The organism is Clostridium sp., assembly GCF_026168755.1.
Taxonomy (GTDB): domain Bacteria; phylum Bacillota; class Clostridia; order Clostridiales; family Clostridiaceae; genus Clostridium.
The window spans coordinates 1-18843 of the sequence record NZ_JAPFDR010000045.1 but is presented as its reverse complement, the minus strand read 5'-3'; the positions used below and the strand labels follow the sequence as shown (position 1 = coordinate 18843).

Sequence of the window (18843 nt, the reverse complement as noted above, 5' to 3'; positions counted from 1 at the left end):
ATTGTTTTTGGAAGAAAAAGAGCGTTAAGAAGCTGAGGGAATGAAATGACTTTCGAAGCTTTAGCTCTTTTTCTGGAAAAAACAATATAAATTCTTAACGCAAATTACACAATTCCTGGAGGTTATATCATTAATTTTTCGTCTCCACGTGACGAACAATATTATTCGTAGATTCCCATTGAGATGTATTTTTCTCCGCCGTCTGGTGCTATTGCTAATACTTTTTTGCCCTTTCCAATTTTTTTTGCTATTTCTATAGCTGCATAAATTGCTGCTCCTGATGATATACCTACTAATATTCCTTCACTCTTAGCAAAATCTACTGCAGTTTTAATTGCATTTTCATCACTAACAGCTACTACCTTATCAACATACTCTTGTTTATAATTTTGTGGTACAAAGCCAGCACCAATTCCTTGAATTTTATGAGGACCAGGATTCTTTCCAGAAATAACTTGTGAGTTACTTGGTTCAATTGCAACAATTTCTATATCATTTATTTTTTCTTTTAAATTTTTTCCTATTCCACTTATAGTTCCTCCAGTTCCAACTCCAGCTACAAGTACATCCAAATCCTTTATATCTTCATATATTTCTTTAGCTGTTGTAACATAATGCTTCTCTGGATTAGCTATATTTTCAAATTGTTGTGGCATAAAATATCCATATTCGTTTACCATTTGAGTAGCTTTTTCTATAGCTCCTTTCATTCCCCTGCTGCCTTCTGTTAATACTAATTCTGCTCCATAAGCCTTAATTAAATCTCTTCTTTCTTTACTCATAGTTTCAGGCATAACTATTATAACCTTATACCCCTTCAATCTTCCTATCATTGCTAATGCAATTCCTGTATTTCCACTTGTAGGCTCAACAATTACTGATCCTTCTTTCAAAACACCTTCCTGCTCTGCTCTTTCAATCATTCCAAGTGCAGCTCTATCTTTTACACTTCCACCTGGATTGAATTTCTCTAACTTCACATATACATCTGCACTATTCTCATCTATCATATTTGTTACTCTTAATATAGGTGTTTTTCCTATTAATTCAATTGCTCCATTATAAATCATATATACCTCCAAAAATTTTATTACATATTTATATTTTTATATAAAAAAACTTCGTCTCTATTCTAGAGACGAAGTATATTCGCGGTTCCACTCTAATTAAACCATCATAATAATAATGATTTCACTCATTCTACGATACAATATAATACCTGAGCACTATAACGGGTGCTACCGTAAAACCTTACTATTATTTCAGGCATAAACTCCAAAGGGCACTTCATATAAATTGTCAGTGAAAAGTTCTCAGCACTCTTTTCTCTCTGTAACCTTCCTTTATACTACTTTCCTTTTTCATAGTTTTAATTCCGAGTATTTAACTAAACTTTATACTATAATTATATGCTTCTTAAACAAAAAGTCAACAATTAATTTCAAAAATTTTACTTATTTTTCTTTTTCCAAATTGGATATAAAACTTCATCAATCAAATCGTGAGTATTAACAACTCCTATTAAAACCTCATTATTATCAACTACTGGTATAGATAATAAATCATATTTCGCTGATATTTCCACTGCTTCATCTATATCCCCATTATGCTTAAGTATATTTATATTTTCATCCATTATTTCTTTTACTTTAACTTTACCATCATTTAAAATTAAATCTTTTAATTCAATTACTCCAATTACCTTTTCTTCTTCATCCTTTATAAATATTGAGTTTAATTCTTCATCTTCAGGATTACTTTCTCTTAAAATATCTATTATCTCTCCAACAGTAATATCTAAATTAAACGAAATAAAATCTTTACTCATTATACTTCCAATTGTTTCATCTCCATATTTAAGAAGTTCTTTTACTTCTTCAGCATCTTCAGTTTCTAAGTTAACAAGTATTTTTTCTCTTTCATCATCATCTAATTCATCTAATATATCTGCAATTTCATCATTAGGCATATTTTCTAAAACTTCTACTGCCTTAGCTTCACTTAGTCCCTTTATAATACTACTCTTATACTCTGGTTCTATTTCTTCTAAAGTATCTGCTGCTAAATCTTCATCTAAAGATTCAAAAATTTGTTTTCGTGAACTTGCATCAAGATTTTCTAATATATCCGCTAAATCAGCAGGATGTAATGTTGATAGCTTTTTATATGGAACTGCTATTTGAAGATTTTTATTAACCATTTCTAAAGACTCAACGTCATCCCACATAATAACTTTATCCTCAAAATCCTTGTTCAAAACCTTATAAAAAAGCTTTCCTAAACCTTGACAATTCATTCTTCTAAATTTAGCCAGAGGACCTGTTTCAACTGCAATTACCCTGTATTCACCTGCAATTTCTGCAATTCTTAAATCATCAACTCTAACAACTTGCTTACCATTGATGTCTACAATTTTTTTATCCAATAAATTTCTTGATAATAAATAAGAATAAGTTCTTGGAAGTATCTCTTTACTTCCACGAGTCATTATCTTAACCTTATTATCATCACTATAGAATAATATGCTTCTAAACTCATAATGGAAAGTCACTCCATCACGTTTAACCTTATACCCAATAACTCTTGGATATCCTTGCTCAGTAGTCACATATATATCTTTTAATTCACCAAGCACATCGTCAAATTCATCATATATCTTTCTTCCTAATATGCTAGTAAATAAAAAAACAGATAATCTTTGCATAAAAAATTCCTCCTCGATTAATAGAGGAGATGTTTGATTTAAATCTGAGTTTCCCCTCTATTATTTCTTATATTCAATTTTCTTAAATTAATACTCTGAGGGACGCCCTCCATTTAATCTCACCACCATTATTTTCAAAAATTACCTACTGCAAATTTAACCTTAAATTCGCAATAAAAATGCCCTTTATGGGCATCATATATTAATATTATATTAACAACCCGCTAAAAGGCAATACTATAAAAACAATATTTATTATTTTTTAATTTTAAATGTAGATATTGACTTATATGAACATCCTAAAATGCATATTTCTCCAATTAATGGGTAAGGAAAAGCTCTAACCCCACCTAAAAATATTACAAACTCTATCATAGTAATTATCAATGATATCAAAAGTAATCTCATCCCACTAGTGTTACTATAAGGCTTATCAACAAATAACAAAGTTATCACTACAAAAGAAGAAATTATTATTAAATAAATTAAACTAGGAATTAAAGGTTCTCTATAATTCACTATAAAACCCAATACATTATCTACCTTTATATCTAGCTTATAAAATATATTTATTACACAGTATCCTAAAGATAATATAAACATAAAAGTATAATTATAATCAAAACTTCTATTTTCATCCCTTAAAAATATATAAATAGCTGCCAATACTAAAAGCGGAATAGCAATAAAGCTTAATTGAGTTAATACTTTAATAAAGTAAATTATTCTCTGTCTTTGTATTACCCATAAAGCAAGTAATGACAAGTACCTTATCACTATAATTGATAAGCTTACTAAATAAAATCTCCTTATTTTTATTGGACATTTATTATAACTTAAATAAATCAAGTATAAAGAAAAAATAATTATAAATAATAATATACATAAATAAATAAAGGCAACCACTTTTTATCTCCTTTACAAAAATACTATTATTTATAATTATTAGATTACTAATTTATTTATTCTCTTTTTTTCTATTTAACACCTAAAATTTTCAATCCACCTTTTATACATTTTATATCTAGTGGAAAATCTGGTCCCTTTTCTCCATCTATATCTGTAACTATATCTTCGTTACATTCTATATGAAGTCTATCTGTCTTAAAATATATAACTTTATCTGAATCTAAATGCTCTCCCTTAAGTACCTTTATAAATAGAGGAATTAGTTCGTATATTTGAACAGCCTTAAAAACTATTACATCTAGCATTCCATCTGTAGCATCAGCTCTAGTAGCTAAGTTAAAATTCCCTGCAGTTTTACCATTAAAAATTAACATAAGATACATAGTACCATCAAAATTTACTTGTTCTGATGTTATTTTTACATTTAAAGGCCTAAAATTAGGTAATTCTTCTAACCCCTTTAAATAATATGCTAGTTTTCCAATTGTATTTTTTAAGTTTACATCTGTTTTTTGAGATACGTCTGTAAAAAGTCCTGTGCTAGCAACATTTACAAAATACTTATCATTAATACTTCCTAAATCTACTGTAGTTACTTTTGAAGCAATTATTTGCTTACAAGCTGCTTCTATATCAAATGGTATTCCTAAAAATTTAGAAAAATCATTTGCTGTACCTACTGGCAAAATACCTATAGGTAATGAAATACCTTGCTTAGCCATAGCATTTACTACTGAATCAACCGTTCCATCACCACCAGCAACTAATATATATTCATATTCACCTGGCTTTATGTCTTGAAATGCACTTTCTATTCCAGATTCCTTTCTTATTCTATATGGCACTATAGTAAGGCCAGCTTGTTGATGTATATTAATTATGTCATCTAATTTAGACAAAATAATATTTTCTCCTGAATATGGATTATAAATTAACTTTACCTTTTTCATTATACCCCTCCTATTATATATAAAATTATACCACATATATTTTATTACGCTATATCTCGAATATATTTAAAATATCATATATATAATAGATATATATGACCATAAAACTATGTTTTTTCACACTTAACAAATTTTTAATTATTGCATTTTTGGAAATATTAATTTTTTTTAAAATTTATGTTATAATTATCTTTATGTAAGATAGAATTAGGAGTGATTATATGAGGAAAAGCAGTATTCCTAACATCTTTACTTTTATTAATTTATCATTTGGAATATTATCATTGCTTTCTACCTTTGATAAAAACTATTGGTTAGCATGTATTTTTATACTACTTGCTGCGTTAGTGGATCGATATGATGGTAGAATAGCGCGCTATTTACAAGTTACCAGCGATTTAGGGAAAGAACTAGATTCATTAGCTGATTTAGTTTCTTTTGGTGTTGCTCCATCTATACTAGTATTTCTATTATTTGATTTCTATACATTAGGTCCTTCCGGTGTATTAGGAATAATTCCGCTTTTACTTTTTCCAATATGCGGTGCTTTTAGATTAGCTAGGTATAATGCAAGTGAATTTAATGGAGTTTTTACCGGTGTTCCTATTACCGTTACAGGTAGTGTTTTAGCGCTATTTTGTTTATTTACCATTAATAAAACAATTTCCGCACTTATTCCATTTTTATTGTTATTATTAGGTTCGTATTTAATGGTAAGTACTTTTAAATTAAAAAAATTCTAAAAAAAAGCTATATCAAAGTTACATTGAATAATTTACACTTTGATATAGCTCTTTTTTAACTCTTTAACTTTTCTTCCTGCTCCTTTTTATAAGCTTTTAACATTTCAAACTCTTCCCTAACGGAAGAATCTTGCAAAAATAATTCTTCATCTACCTCAGTTAAAATCACCTTATTATCACTTTTCTTTAAAATATACTGTCCCATTACAGCGCAATACTTAAAATAGGTCTCCCCACATTCCTCAAGTAAATCAATTACATTATCTATTGTATCACCTAATTTATTTGCTCTATGAACAGCATCCTTTACATAACTGCTTTTAGCCTCATATATATTATTTAATTCAGCTGCCCCTGCTATTAGTAATCTATAAGAGTCTACCATTGTTTTTAATAATTGATTTAAATTATTAATATCAACATAATATTCCTTCATTAACTGTTGATATTTCATTTAAATACCTCCAAATTATAATTATTTAAAATTAATTAATCACAAATTTTATTACATCCTTTAAGATTAATACTAATATTTTCTATGAATTCATTATCTAATTCTTCAAATATTTTTCCTTCATCACTACAGAATTTTTCATAATCTTCTTTTTCTTTTAAAGACATATACATTACTGTTCCCTTATCTTTTCCAGTTTTAACAGTATTTCCTTCCACTTTATTTCCACATTGATTTTCATTCATATTTACTTCTATATCAACTATATCTTGCTTTTCTTTTGAAGTTTTACTGCCTTCTAAATACGTCTTATTACTTTCTAAATTAATATTATTTTTTTTACCTGTACTTTCTCTATACATATTTAAATCTAACTCTAACTCTAAATTATTATTTTCTTCATTTAATGTAAATCCGTCTCCAAAAACCACAGGAACAAAAAATTCTTTTGGTATTGATATAAACATTATTTATAACTCCTTATACATTTTTAATTTCACAATATGGCTTAAAATAAGCCTTTGGATATCCACATAGCGGACATTTATCAGGTGCTTCTGTTCCTTCATGTATATAGCCACAATTCATACAAACCCATTTAGAATCCTCCGGACCAGAAAACATTACTCCATTATTTAATTTATCGTATAACTTATTAAATCTTTCAGAATGAGCTTCTTCTACCTCTCTAAGTTCTTTATAGAAGTCAGCAATTTCTTTAAATCCTTCTTCTTTTGCTTCTCTTTCAAATTTAGCATATAGATCCTTATACTCTGATGTTTCACCACATATTGCATCAACTAAGTTTTCCTTAGTATTACAAACTAATTTTAAAAATTCAATATAAACTCTTCTTGCATGAGCTAATTCATTTATTGCAGTAGTATCAAAAACTTCAGCTACCCACTGATACCCTTCAGCCCTTGCTTTTTCTGCATATAAATTATATTTATTTCTTGCTCTACTTTCTCCTGCAAAGGTTCTATATAGATTTTTCTCAGTTTTACTTCCTTTTAAATCCATTTTTATCCTCTCTAAAATACTCTTAATATTAAACTATTCAAAACATATAAAAATGATGAATCATAAATGATAGTAAATATCTTACTTCTCATTTTTAATTCATCATTTTTTCCTCAATATTAATTTACTGTTACTCTTCTATCATTATCACATACTATTTCTAGACTTCTACCTTCCTTAGTATGTGTGTTCAATATAACTTTATGCCCCCAAAGGTCAAATAAATATTTTATTGTTTCTTTTGCATAAAGTAACTCAAGTTCTCTACCATCAAAAACATGCTCTAATGTTAAAGTTCCATTACGCTTATTCAAATCAACAATTCTTATATAAGGAATAGATCCAACACCACAAGAGTCTGACATGGTATCTCTTATACTCTTCCACCCCTCTTCATCTGAAACCTCATCTACTACAAACTCAAAACTCTTTTTTGCATATTGGAATAATCCCAACTCCTTACATAAATCTTGAGTCAAATACTTACGTAAAAAAGAATTGTCTCTTTCTATATATCTAGCCTCAAATAATTTATCTCTTCCATATCTTTTTTCAATATCCTCAAAAACCTTAAAGCCAACATAATAAGGATTTAAGCCACCTAATGCAGGCGCTATAACATCATTATGGCGTTTTATAAACTCAAAATATAATCCTTCTGGTAAATCTAAGCTTTTCAAAATATTATAATGACAATAGCTCGCCCATCCTTCATTCATTATTTTAGTTTCAATTTGTGGTATAAAATATTGGGTTTCTCTTTTAACTATTTTAAGAATTGACTTTTCCCACTCTTCTAAAGAACCGTATTTCATTATAAACCCTATAATATCATCACAAGGTTCTATAGGTGTCTTACTTAAGTCTGGCAATTGAATTTCTTCATCACTATTTAATATATCTCTACCTTGAATTTTCATATTATATTCTTCTATCAAATTAGCTTTGATTTCTTCATCACTTAATTCTTTCATACCAACTACTCTTGGTATTTGATATCTAAGTGCATGTGCTGCATCTAAAATCTTTTCAACCTTACTATATCCTATATTAGGATCATTTATATAACTTCTAATTATATCAGCATCTAACTTAAACATCTCTAAAGTGTAATAAGCCTTAGTTCCTTCTCTAAATAACCTATTATTTTTAAAGAAATCATTATGACCATAAACATGTGCCATAGTTAGAATTTGTAACAGTAACGTATTTTCCTTCATTAAATATGCAAGGGATGGATTTGAGTTTATTACCATTTCATAAGGTAAACCAGTTAAATTTAATGAATATAATGTTTTGTTCTTTTCATATGCCTTACCATAGCTCCAATGAGGATATTTAGATGGCATACCAACATAGGCCTCATAAGCTAACATTTCATTAAATCCAACTATTTCAAACTCTTGAGGATAATAATCAAGCCCAAATTCAGTTGCTTTTTTCTCAATCTTTACATTCCACTCTTCTAATTCTTTTAATGTGTACTCCATTATTCATCCTCCTCTAGCCCCTTACTTAACATTAATTTAAGAGCATCCCATAAATTCTTTTTCTCTTTAACAATAACAGAGACAAATTTCTTATCTGAAATTTCCTTATTAAATCTATAGTACATTGTTGTTGAATAAGTTGATGGTAAAAGCTCAGCATATCCAAACATATTGCTTACTTCACAAATCTTCTTTACAGATTCAATAGCCCTTTCATTATCTTCTGACCAGTTATCACCATCGCTGGCATACACAGGGTATATATTCCAAACATCTGGAGAATACTTTTCCTCAATAAGCTTTAACGCTAAGTTTAAACCACTAGAAATATATGTTCCTCCTGATTCTGCTTTATGGAAAAATTCATATTCATTAACTTGTTTTGCAACTGTTGTATGAGAAATAAACTCAAATGCAATATTGTTATATTTTCTTTTTATAAAAGTGGATAATACAAAGAAAAATGATCTTGCTAAATATTTTTTAGTACTATCCATGGATCCAGAAACGTCCATTATAAAAATCATTACAGCATTACTTTCCTTTTTGGGCTTCGTTTTGACTCTATAATATCTAATATCCTCCTCCCTAAAAGGAAATCTCTCTAGCTCAGTATCTAATCCTGCTTCTTTAAGAGCACGTTTTTTCCCTTGTTTTCTAGCGGTCTTAGCCATAACTGTCTTTTTCTTTGCTAGCCTTGGATTAATTCCATGCCTTTGATATCCTCTTTTTCTACTAGCACTTTCAGTAATAATCTCTGAATATTTCTTTTTATCTAAGTTAGGTAAATCTAAATCTTCAACAATATAATCCATTAACTCTTCTAAAGTTATTTCTGTTTCGTATATATCATCACCTGCAGAATTACCTGCTCCCTTATTACCTTTTTTTCCACCAGAATCTGCTGATCCTAATTTATCTCCTCGTTTTTCTTCTCCTGTACCGGTAGCAACCCCTTTATTGTTGCTACCATATACAAATTGATATTCTTTTATTCCTCTAATAGGAATTTTAAATTTCTTATTTTTCGTTTCTCCTACTATACTTTCTTCTGACAGTATATCACCTAAATTATCTTTAATAGATTTTTCCACTAACTGCCTATGCCTTCTTCTATCTTCAATACTTCTATCATGCTCAACAGGATTTATAGTATTGTCTCTAAATATAGCCATCCTTATCAATCCTTCCACAAGTTGTTAGCGGCATATTTAAGAATTACATCACAGCAGTGTTGGCAATATCCGTTTCTTTGCATTTCTTCAACCATGGCATTATATTTTTCTGTTTGTTCTTTATCTCTAACTCTTGACTTAGTAATGATTCTAGATAAATCTCTTACAGATGCTATAAGTTTCTTTTCTATAGCCTCTTTTAATGGTTCATAAGACTTGTAATCTATCTTTGATCCATTTCTAACTAGATAGAACATATAAGATGTTACATCTGCTCTAAATCCTTTGCTTGAAGCTTCAGATACTCCTATTTGCTCTTCTATACTTCTCATAAATTCTTCATCTGGTTTCAATTCTTCACCTGTTTGGGCATCCTTGATTCTGGTCTTATTAACAAAAGCTTCAGCATTGTCTATATAATTGTTGAAAAGACTTTCTGCTTGTTCTCTAAATGAATGAATAAATGCCTTTGTTATTTCTTTCTCTAAACTCTTATTATATTCCTTACGAATAGTATCTTGGATAAGTGCTAAATATTTTTTCTTATCATCAGAAGATATATCCATATCCTTAATAGACTTAATTATACTTTCCATTATGCTTAAAGGATTTATACAGTCATATTCAGAATTTGAAAGTGCATTATCAATTGCTTTTATAATAAATCTTGTACTAATACCCTTCATTCCTTCATAAGGACCTGCTTCTTCTCTAAGTTCTGTAATGTCAATTTTCTTAGTTGTTCCCTTTTCTACTAAATCCTCACCATTATAAATCTTAAGCTTAGTCATAGGGTCAACCTTTGCAGATGGTGCTAACCTTGAAAGTATAGCAAACATTGCTGCAACTTCAATTGTATGAGGTGCAATATGAGCTTTAAAGTTACTCTTCTTTAATATCTTTTCATAAATCTTAATTTCTTCTTCAAGCTCTAAGCAATAAGGAACTTCGATTTTTACAATTCTATCTAAAATTGCTTCATTAGTATGATCTGATTTAAACTTATTCCATTCTGCTTCATTAGAGTGAGCTATTATTAATCCATCAAAGTAAATCATTGAACCTTTGCCTGGTGATGGTATAGATTTCTCTTGTGTTGCTGTTATAATTGTGTGTAAATATTCAACATCATTTTTGAATACTTCTATAAACTCTACCAATCCTCTATTACCTACATTAAATGCACCATTTAATGAGAATATTCTTGGATCATCTTCTGGATACATATCCATCTTAGAGATATCAATAGAACCTGTTAATATTGAAGTATCTTGGTTATTAGGATCAACTGGTGGAACAACACCAACTCCCTTTCTTGATCTTATAGAAAACCCTTTTCTTTCAACAGGGAAATTTTCATATTCTCCATTAAATTCATGAAGTAATCTATACTTACAAACTGGACATAAATCTCCTTCTATTTGAACACCTAACATTTCATTAAATTTAGCTCTTAAATGATTTGGAACTAGATGCAAAGGTTCCTCATGCATAGGACAACCTTTTAAAGAATATATTGGTTCACATTGAACTAATGCACTTTTCAAGGCTTCTACTAATGATGATTTACCTGCCCCAACAGGTCCTACTAAGTATAAAACTTGTCTAGATTCCTCACCTTTCATAGATGCAGAGTGTAAATAATTAACAAGTTTCATTAGGATTTTATCAATTCCAAAGAAATCCTCTTTAAAATATCCATATTCTCTAATTGTTTCATTACCATATATTTTTCTTATTCTTGGGTGTTCATCACCCTTTAAAGTCTCTATACCCTTGCTCATAATAAAGTCATATAACCTCTTATGTGCAAGCTTTGCTACATCTGGATTCTGTTTTACAATCTCTAAGTAATCTAAAAATGTTCCTTCAAACTTTTCACTATTTCGACTTTCTCTATCTGTAGTTATAAACTCCTTGAAATTCATAGACTCATCCCTCCCCTTTAATTTAATATATTGTTGTATTAAATAGTTATATTCCTATTTTTTTATTTACACTTCTCTATATCTTATATGTTTAAATTTCCTAATTATTATTAATTAACTATTTTTTAGTTGTTGTATTCCCCTCCTAATATGATCTATTAATAATAAAAATTCCCTATAAGAAAATTATATTAACTATAATTTTACTCATAAGGAATTTATAATTTCTTTATCTAATTTTGACTTTTTAGTCTTTTTAAAAGCTCTTCTCCATATTTATTAAATTTCTTTTCTCCCATACCTCTGATTTGTAAAAGTTCTTCCTCTGTTTTAGGTAACTTATTACATAATTCAATTAATGTTGCATCAGAAAAAATTATATAAGGTTTTACCCCTTCTTTAATTGCAGTATCTCTTCTCCAAATTCTTAACTTATTAAACAAATCACTATTAATAACTTTTTCCTCATTTTCATAACTTAACTTTAACATTACTCTTTGCCTTGACTTTAAGATACTATACGACTTTTCATTTAACTGTAACATAGAATAAGTTCCTTCCTTTAAATTGACATACCCAAAATCAATTAATGCTTTTATTAAATCTCGTATGAATTTACTGCTATATTCTCTCATTATTCCATATGTAGTTAATTCATTTAATTTATCATTAATTATCTTAGGTCCAATCATACCTCTAAGTACATCAATAAGAACTGCAACTCCATAACGTTCCCTAGTTCTATATACACAGGATAATATCTTCTGAGCTTCTATAGTATAATCTCTAAGTTCATCACTATTTAAGCAATTACTACAATTATTACAATATTCTCTAACTTTCTCTTCTCCAAAGTATTTTAAAATAAAGGCTCTTAGACATTCCTTACTTTCACAAAAGTCTATCATACTTTGAAGCTTCTTTATTTCTAATTCTTTTCTATCTATCTGAACCGTTGTATATATTAAATATTCTAATGTTCTAATATCACTTCTATTGAATAAAATATGACACTCAGACATAGCTCCATCTCTGCCTGCCCTACCAATTTCTTGATAGTAACTTTCTATATTTTTAGGCATTGTAAAATGAACTATATATCTTACATTGGATTTATCTATTCCCATTCCAAAAGCATTAGTTGCAATCATAACATTAGAAGTTTCATTTAAAAATTCATCTTGGTAATATTCTTTCTCTTCATCCTTTAATCCACCATGATACTTTAATACATCATATCCTAAATCATTAAGATAAAAATATAATCCGTCTACTTCCTTCCTTGTGGCACAATAAATTATACCAGCTTCATTTTCTTTATCCTTAATTATATCTTTTACTAACTCTAACTTATCTTCTTCAATATGTACTCTTATAGATAAGTTATCCCTATCAAAACTACCTATGTATACGTAAGGCATTCTTAATCCTAAAAGCTTAACTACATCTTTTCTTACAATTTCTGTTGCTGTAGCAGTAAATGCAGTTACTACTGGTCTAATGCTTAATGATTTTATAAAATCATTGATCAATCCATAACTTCTTCTAAAATCATGTCCCCACATTGATACGCAATGAGCTTCATCTATTGCTAATTGACTTATATTAAGCCTTCTAAGCTTTCTTTTAAAAAATTCATTTTCTAGTCTTTCAGGTGCAATATAAAGTAATTTTATTTCACCATTTCTGCACATTTCCATAATATTATCTATGCTCTCTAAATTTTGAGTGCTATTTATATATTCAGCATTTATTCCATTTGCTCTTAAATTATCTACCTGATCCTTCATTAAAGCAATTAATGGTGAAATAACTATAGTAACACCCTTAAATAAAAGGGCTGGAATTTGATAACAAATTGATTTACCTCCTCCTGTCGGTAAAATACAAAATGTATCTCTTTTATACAATATATTATTTATAATTTCATACTGTCCTTTTCTAAAGGAATTATATCCATAATACTTATGAAGTGCTTCAAATACATTATTCATAATAGCTCACCAATTTCTATAAATATATTTCTTTTATATTATCACCTTTTTTATTAACATTACATATTTTTTATTATTTTTTTAATTTTCTATTGACTTATTCTTAATATCATATTAAAATAATTCTTGCCTGCTGAAGTGGCGGAACAGGCAGACGCACAGGACTTAAAATCCTGCGGTAGCGATACCGTACCGGTTCGATTCCGGTCTTCAGCACCAAAAGACTGTATAAATTATACAGTCTTTTTTTTGCATTATAGAATATTTAATTTATCTCTCTGATTTATAAAATATAAAAATGTGGCTGTCGTATTAAGAATAAGTACTATAATATATTGTGTTGCTTTTTAATTATATAAAAACAATATATTATATAAAATTCTTGTACGACAACCCCATTTAAGCCTTCTATGAATTAAAGTAATTTTTCAATGTTTAATAAACTACTCTCCTTATTTATTGAACCTATATAGTACTCTACACCTTTACTTACAGCTCCAAAATCTCCATGTCCATCTGACCCTGCTGTTATTATCATATTATTTTTTCTACAGAATTCTAAACATGTTTCTGTCATTAAATCACTATTTGCAGGATAATAACACTCAACTCCATCAATACCCAATTCATTTAGTATTTCAAGTTTAGCTAATATTTCTTCTTTAGTTTTATCTTTATAATAATTACATGGATGTGCTAATACTACATATCCCCCAGCTTCATGTGTTATATCACAAACTTCTTTTACACTTGGAAAATCAAATTTTTCATGTCCACATTCATATTTCCCATAAAATTTTACTCCATCAAAAAGTCCTTCTGTAATACCCTTATCAAATAAATAATGTATTCCCTTCCATCCACCTTTTCTTCTATCATATTCATAAGAATTATAGTCATCTAAAGATATATTTTCATAATCTTTTTCCATTCTCCTTATAAGTTCTATACTTGTTTCTAATAAACTTTCTTTAGCCTTATTTACTAAATTAAAAAAATTGTCATTATCATTAAACTTATATGCTAATAGATGCACCAAATGTCCTTCAAATATTGAGTCTATTTCAACCCCTCTTATTGCAATAATTCCTTCTTTTTCTGCTTCCCTTTTCACTTCTTCGTATGAATCTAAAACATCATGATCAGTTACTGAAATAATGCCTACATTCTTACTTTTAGCATCTTTAACTATTTCTTGTGGTGACATTGTTCCATCAGAATAATAACTATGTATATGTAAATCTGTTAACATACTTTCCTCCTAAGTTTAAAAAAATTTATTAATTTAGATTTTATAATTTAATTAATAATCTAATGTTATAACTTAATTATTCAAAGTTATCCAATTGTTAATTTAATCAATTAAAATTATCTCTTTATCTCCTAGAAAAATGCTCTTTCCTAATGGAATATTATATCATATTTTTTTAATTTATTTTTATTTAATAATAAATAAATTAAGTTATTATTGCTATAGTTAAAGTTAATTTACTTATTTTTTTGTTTTCATTCTTATTAATTTAAGGTATAATAACCAATGGAGAATAAATTGATATACATAATTGTTAATTTTATAACGTTAAGTAAGATTTAACAAATTCTCTATAATATTTTAAATTATACGGAGGTATTGCCATGTTAGTTTCAGCTAAAGAAATGTTAAACAAAGCAAGAGAAGGAAAATATGCTGTTGGTCAATTCAACATCAATAACTTAGAATGGACTAAAGCTATTTTATTAACTGCACAAGAAAATAACTCACCAGTAATCTTAGGAGTATCTGAAGGTGCTGGAAAGTATATGTGTGGATACAAAACTATCGTAGGAATGGTTAACGGTATGTTAGAAGAATTAAACATCACTGTACCAGTTGCTCTACACTTAGACCACGGTAGCTACGAAGGATGCTACAAAGCTATGGAAGCTGGATTCTCATCAGTTATGTTTGATGGATCTCACTACCCAATCGCTGAAAACATCGAAAAGACTACTGAATTAGTTAAAGTTACTTCTGAAAAAGGATTATCTTTAGAAGCAGAAGTTGGATCAATCGGTGGAGAAGAAGACGGAGTTGTTGGTAAAGGTGAAGTTGCTGATGCTCAAGAATGTAAATCAATCGCTGATTTAGGAGTTACTATGTTAGCTGCTGGTATCGGAAACATCCACGGAAAATACCCAGCAAACTGGCAAGGACTTGCTTTCGATGCTTTAGAAGAAATCAACACAGCTTGCGGAAACATGCCATTAGTATTACACGGTGGAACTGGAATCCCAGAAGATATGATTAAAAAAGCTATATCTTTAGGAGTTTCTAAAATCAATGTTAATACTGAATGTCAATTAGCATTCCAAGAAGCTACAAGAGCTTACGTTGAAGCTGGAAAAGATAAAGAAGGAAAAGGATTTGACCCAAGAAAGTTATTAAATCCTGGATTCGAAGCTATCAAAGCTACAGTTAAAGAAAAAATGGAATTATTCGGATCAATCAACAAAGCTTAATTCCTTTAAATATAAAAAGAGCACGAAAGTGCTCTTTTTATATTTAGCCTCTTTTAAAAGAATAATATATATCTCCATATGACTTTATTTTATCTATATCAATTTTATATATTTCATTTAATAGATAATCTTCTATCTCTTTATCATACATAATCTTGCTATTTATGAAATAGTTTAAAGTTCTTTTTTCTCCAATATAAAAAGCTATTGTTGCAATTAATATAGCCTGAACTATTTCACTTTTGTTTTTGCACACTCCGATGCTAACAGCTATCATTCCTATATATATATTATCTAATATATCTTTATCATATAATTCATCACTATTATTTTTTATGATAAATTCACTGTACCCATCGGTTATATAATACTTATCATCTTTTATAATTATTATGCTGTTATTTCTCTTTGAAAAATTTCTAAATTTGCAGTTATCATTTTCATAATTTATATTGCTTTCCTCATCACTTTCTTGAAATTTTATCAAAGTCTCTATTTCACTCTTTGTACCTTTAATAACATTAACATCATATCTATTTATAATACTTAATGCTAAATTTCTTTTGTTAATTAACGAATCTATTCCATTGGCTTCTAATAATACTACCGCTTTTTTATTAATAGCTATTAAAGCTTTTTCTACATCTAATACACCATCTGAATTTATTTCATCTAAAAAAATCAGTAATGTATTTATTGGACCAAATTCTTTATATTGATAGCTATTTTTATAAGTTAATCTGCCATTATAATGATTAACTATAGATTCTAAACTATATAATCTTTCATTATTAGCACAACAATAAATAAGAGGTAGAATATTCTTTTGCAAGTCTAATATATATTTTATAGACTTTTCATTAAGCCTCATAGCTCTTCCTCACTTTATTATCTATAGTGCAATCTTTGCCTAATAATATAATATTCGACAAAATCTACAATGTGCATAATATAATTTTATTCTTCTCCAAAGACTTTTTTGCGAAGTTCAAGTCCTGCCTTTGTCACAGCAACTCCACCCATTGCAGTTTCTCTAAGTGCTGATGGAAGGCTCTTTCCTACCTTATACATAGCTGATACAGTATCATCAAATGGTATTTTACTAGATACACCAGCCATAACCATATCTGCTGTACAAAGTGCACTTATAGCTCCTGCTGCATTTCTTTTTGCACATGGTATTTCAACTAGTCCTGCTACCGGATCACAAACAAGCCCAAGTACATTTTTAATAACTATTGCAGCTGCATCTAATGCCATATTAGGTGTACCACCCATCATTTCAACAACTGCTGCTGATCCCATAGCTGCTGCAGAACCACATTCAGCTTGACATCCTCCTTCTGCTCCAGAAAGAGTTGCATTCATCCCAATTATCATTCCAACTGCCGCTGAAGTAAATAATGCATCTATAAGCTCCTCATCTGTTTTCCCTAACTTCTCACCAGCTGATAAAATTACAGCAGGTAATATTCCACAAGATCCAGCTGTTGGACATGCTACTATTCTTCCCATACCTGCATTAACTTCTGATGATGATAATGCCATTGCCATAGCCTTTACAGTTACATCTCCAGTTAAAGTATTTCCTTTTTCTAAATACTTTTGAATCCTATATCCATCTCCACCAATAAGACCACTTAATGAATATACCTCTTTTTCTCTACCTTCAGCAGCTCCATCTTTCATTACTTTTAAATTTTTAGCCATCTTTTCATAAACTTCTTCTCTAGATAGCCCCTTATCTTCCATTTCAACTCTTATGGCATATTCACTTAATGATATATTTTCCTCTTCACATATTTTTAATAATTCTTCACCTGATCTTGCTAACATATTATTCACCCTCCTTAATTGGATTAATCTTTATTACTTTATTTATACCTTCAATAGCTTTAACATTACCTATCATTTCTGATGTAACTTCATGGTCAACTTCAAATACCATTGTTGCATCTCTACCTTTTTGATTTCTAAATACTTTCATAAAAGCAATATTTATATCATTATCATAAAGTATTGATGTTACCTTAGATACTACTCCAGGAACATCTCTATTTGAAATAATAATAGTAGGATAAGCTCCAGTAAAGTTAACTGAGTTTCCATTAACTGATGTAACCTCTATACTTCCTCCTCCAATAGAAGAACCTATAAGTTCATATGTACCTTCTTTTCCTTTTATAACAAATTTAACTGTATTAGGATGAACATCACCTAAGTCAGCTTCTCTAAATCTTATTTTAAGTCTCTTTTCTTTAGCTATCTCCAAGGAATCTCTAAGTCTCAAATCACTTGGTTCCATTCCTAATATCCCAGCAACTAAAGCTCTATCAGTTCCATGTCCTTTATATGTTTTAGCAAATGATCCATGTAAATAAAATGTTACATCTTCTATATCTGCTCCAGCAACAGCTCTTGCAACCTTTCCAAGTCTTGCAGCACCTGCTGTATGTGATGATGACGGACCAACCATTATAGGCCCTAATATATCAAAAACTCCTACACTTTTCATTATGTAACCTCCAATTTTATTATGTTAAATGAATAATATTGTTCGTCAAGTAGGGGCGAAAAATTAATGATATAACCTCCAGTAATTGTGTAATTTGCGTTAAGAATTTATATTGTTTTTTCCAGAAAAGGAGCTAAAGCTTCGAAAGTCATTTCATTCCCTCAGCTTCTTAACGCTCTTTTTCTTCCAAAAACAATTAAATTCTAAAACTTAATTACAATATTCCTTCCGGTAATATCATTAATATTTTCTCTTCCACTTGATGAACTGCAATGCCACCTTAAAAGTTAATTATTTGTCATATATGTAGCAGAAACGATTAACTATAAGGTGCAATGTTATAAGTAGTTACGTGAAAAAAAGAAAAAATGAAATATTAATTTGGAAGGAACATTGAAATTAAGCCGTAGAATTTAATAATTGATGGAGTAAAGTGGCGTAAAGAAGTTTTTACTGTTT

At 29.0% G+C, this 18843-nt stretch carries 17 protein-coding genes, 1 tRNA gene and 1 other annotated feature; of the genes, 3 read left to right on the top strand and 15 right to left on the bottom strand.

The window, feature by feature from the left end:
• Positions 1-161: 161 nt before the first annotated feature.
• The 4 genes from cysK to Q0Y03_RS12770 form a co-directional block, all read right to left on the bottom strand.
• Positions 162-1070, bottom strand: coding sequence for a cysteine synthase A (gene cysK, locus Q0Y03_RS12785; RefSeq protein ID WP_297714194.1), 909 nt, complete (start codon positions 1068-1070; stop codon positions 162-164).
• Positions 1071-1131: 61 nt separating this feature from the next.
• Positions 1132-1374, bottom strand: a binding site (T-box leader).
• A gap of 76 nt (positions 1375-1450) precedes the next feature.
• Positions 1451-2704, bottom strand: a complete 1254-nt coding sequence (locus Q0Y03_RS12780; RefSeq protein ID WP_297714193.1) for a CBS domain-containing protein — start codon at positions 2702-2704, stop codon at positions 1451-1453.
• A 255-nt stretch (positions 2705-2959) separates the two neighbouring features.
• Positions 2960-3469, bottom strand: coding sequence for a hypothetical protein (locus Q0Y03_RS12775; RefSeq protein ID WP_297714192.1), 510 nt, complete (start codon positions 3467-3469; stop codon positions 2960-2962).
• A 212-nt stretch (positions 3470-3681) separates the two neighbouring features.
• Positions 3682-4563, bottom strand: a complete 882-nt coding sequence (locus tag Q0Y03_RS12770; RefSeq protein ID WP_297714191.1) for a YegS/Rv2252/BmrU family lipid kinase — start codon at positions 4561-4563, stop codon at positions 3682-3684.
• A 221-nt stretch (positions 4564-4784) separates the two neighbouring features.
• On the opposite strand from Q0Y03_RS12770, the gene pssA reads away from it, so the two are divergent.
• On the top strand, positions 4785-5306 hold the full coding sequence (pssA, locus tag Q0Y03_RS12765; RefSeq protein WP_297714190.1) for a CDP-diacylglycerol--serine O-phosphatidyltransferase: 522 nt from the start codon (positions 4785-4787) through the stop codon (positions 5304-5306).
• A gap of 55 nt (positions 5307-5361) precedes the next feature.
• On the opposite strand, the gene Q0Y03_RS12760 is transcribed toward pssA, so the two are convergent.
• From Q0Y03_RS12760 to recQ, 7 genes are all read right to left on the bottom strand, one after another.
• A complete protein-coding gene (locus Q0Y03_RS12760; RefSeq protein ID WP_297714189.1) occupies positions 5362-5760 on the bottom strand; it encodes a hypothetical protein in 399 nt (132 codons plus the stop codon).
• 35 nt (positions 5761-5795) lie between these two features.
• A complete protein-coding gene (locus tag Q0Y03_RS12755) occupies positions 5796-6227 on the bottom strand; it encodes a hypothetical protein (RefSeq protein WP_297714188.1) in 432 nt (143 codons plus the stop codon).
• A 13-nt stretch (positions 6228-6240) separates the two neighbouring features.
• Positions 6241-6783, bottom strand: a complete 543-nt coding sequence (locus Q0Y03_RS12750; RefSeq protein ID WP_297714187.1) for a rubrerythrin family protein — start codon at positions 6781-6783, stop codon at positions 6241-6243.
• 119 nt (positions 6784-6902) lie between these two features.
• Positions 6903-8273, bottom strand: coding sequence for a SpoVR family protein (locus Q0Y03_RS12745; RefSeq protein ID WP_297714186.1), 1371 nt, complete (start codon positions 8271-8273; stop codon positions 6903-6905).
• Positions 8273-9448, bottom strand: coding sequence for a sporulation protein YhbH (gene yhbH, locus Q0Y03_RS12740; RefSeq protein ID WP_297714185.1), 1176 nt, complete (start codon positions 9446-9448; stop codon positions 8273-8275). Before yhbH ends, Q0Y03_RS12745 begins: the two co-directional genes overlap by 1 nt.
• A gap of 5 nt (positions 9449-9453) precedes the next feature.
• Positions 9454-11376, bottom strand: a complete 1923-nt coding sequence (locus tag Q0Y03_RS12735) for a PrkA family serine protein kinase (protein WP_297714184.1) — start codon at positions 11374-11376, stop codon at positions 9454-9456.
• 233 nt (positions 11377-11609) lie between these two features.
• Positions 11610-13370: a DNA helicase RecQ gene (gene recQ / locus Q0Y03_RS12730; protein ID WP_297714183.1), complete on the bottom strand. Its 1761-nt coding sequence runs from the start codon at positions 13368-13370 to the stop codon at positions 11610-11612.
• A gap of 132 nt (positions 13371-13502) precedes the next feature.
• Between recQ and Q0Y03_RS12725 the strand changes: the two genes are divergently transcribed.
• A tRNA-Leu gene (locus tag Q0Y03_RS12725) sits at positions 13503-13589 on the top strand.
• Between the two features lie 196 nt (positions 13590-13785).
• Here the strand turns inward: Q0Y03_RS12725 and Q0Y03_RS12720 are convergent.
• Positions 13786-14622, bottom strand: a complete 837-nt coding sequence (locus Q0Y03_RS12720; protein ID WP_297714182.1) for a PHP domain-containing protein — start codon at positions 14620-14622, stop codon at positions 13786-13788.
• A 383-nt stretch (positions 14623-15005) separates the two neighbouring features.
• Between Q0Y03_RS12720 and fba the strand changes: the two genes are divergently transcribed.
• A complete protein-coding gene (gene fba, locus Q0Y03_RS12715; protein ID WP_291678518.1) occupies positions 15006-15869 on the top strand; it encodes a class II fructose-1,6-bisphosphate aldolase in 864 nt (287 codons plus the stop codon).
• A 43-nt stretch (positions 15870-15912) separates the two neighbouring features.
• Here fba and Q0Y03_RS12710 read toward each other — a convergent pair whose 3' ends face one another.
• The 3 genes from Q0Y03_RS12710 to sdaAB all read right to left on the bottom strand — a co-directional run bounded on the left by Q0Y03_RS12710 (position 15913) and on the right by sdaAB (position 18384).
• Positions 15913-16740 carry a hydroxyethylthiazole kinase gene (locus Q0Y03_RS12710; protein WP_297714181.1) on the bottom strand — a complete coding sequence of 276 codons (828 nt, stop codon included), beginning with the start codon at positions 16738-16740 and terminating at the stop codon, positions 15913-15915.
• Between the two features lie 86 nt (positions 16741-16826).
• Positions 16827-17705 (bottom strand): L-serine ammonia-lyase, iron-sulfur-dependent, subunit alpha, encoded by an 879-nt coding sequence (gene sdaAA / locus Q0Y03_RS12705; protein ID WP_297714180.1) that lies wholly within the window; start codon positions 17703-17705, stop codon positions 16827-16829.
• Position 17706: 1 nt separating this feature from the next.
• On the bottom strand, positions 17707-18384 hold the full coding sequence (gene sdaAB / locus Q0Y03_RS12700) for an L-serine ammonia-lyase, iron-sulfur-dependent subunit beta (RefSeq protein WP_297714179.1): 678 nt from the start codon (positions 18382-18384) through the stop codon (positions 17707-17709).
• Positions 18385-18843 lie beyond the last annotated feature (459 nt).

Coding starts and splice junctions, on each gene's coding strand:
- cysK (WP_297714194.1), bottom strand. CDS start 1,070: ATGATTTATAATGGAGCAATTGAATTAATAGGAAAAACACCTATATTA.
- Q0Y03_RS12780 (WP_297714193.1), bottom strand. CDS start 2,704: ATGCAAAGATTATCTGTTTTTTTATTTACTAGCATATTAGGAAGAAAG.
- Q0Y03_RS12770 (WP_297714191.1), bottom strand. CDS start 4,563: ATGAAAAAGGTAAAGTTAATTTATAATCCATATTCAGGAGAAAATATT.
- pssA (WP_297714190.1), top strand. CDS start 4,785: ATGAGGAAAAGCAGTATTCCTAACATCTTTACTTTTATTAATTTATCA.
- Q0Y03_RS12760 (WP_297714189.1), bottom strand. CDS start 5,760: ATGAAATATCAACAGTTAATGAAGGAATATTATGTTGATATTAATAAT.
- Q0Y03_RS12755 (WP_297714188.1), bottom strand. CDS start 6,227: ATGTTTATATCAATACCAAAAGAATTTTTTGTTCCTGTGGTTTTTGGA.
- Q0Y03_RS12750 (WP_297714187.1), bottom strand. CDS start 6,783: ATGGATTTAAAAGGAAGTAAAACTGAGAAAAATCTATATAGAACCTTT.
- Q0Y03_RS12745 (WP_297714186.1), bottom strand. CDS start 8,273: ATGGAGTACACATTAAAAGAATTAGAAGAGTGGAATGTAAAGATTGAG.
- yhbH (WP_297714185.1), bottom strand. CDS start 9,448: ATGGCTATATTTAGAGACAATACTATAAATCCTGTTGAGCATGATAGA.
- Q0Y03_RS12735 (WP_297714184.1), bottom strand. CDS start 11,376: ATGAATTTCAAGGAGTTTATAACTACAGATAGAGAAAGTCGAAATAGT.
- recQ (WP_297714183.1), bottom strand. CDS start 13,370: ATGAATAATGTATTTGAAGCACTTCATAAGTATTATGGATATAATTCC.
- Q0Y03_RS12720 (WP_297714182.1), bottom strand. CDS start 14,622: ATGTTAACAGATTTACATATACATAGTTATTATTCTGATGGAACAATG.
- fba (WP_291678518.1), top strand. CDS start 15,006: ATGTTAGTTTCAGCTAAAGAAATGTTAAACAAAGCAAGAGAAGGAAAA.
- Q0Y03_RS12710 (WP_297714181.1), bottom strand. CDS start 16,740: ATGAGGCTTAATGAAAAGTCTATAAAATATATATTAGACTTGCAAAAG.
- sdaAA (WP_297714180.1), bottom strand. CDS start 17,705: ATGTTAGCAAGATCAGGTGAAGAATTATTAAAAATATGTGAAGAGGAA.
- sdaAB (WP_297714179.1), bottom strand. CDS start 18,384: ATGAAAAGTGTAGGAGTTTTTGATATATTAGGGCCTATAATGGTTGGT.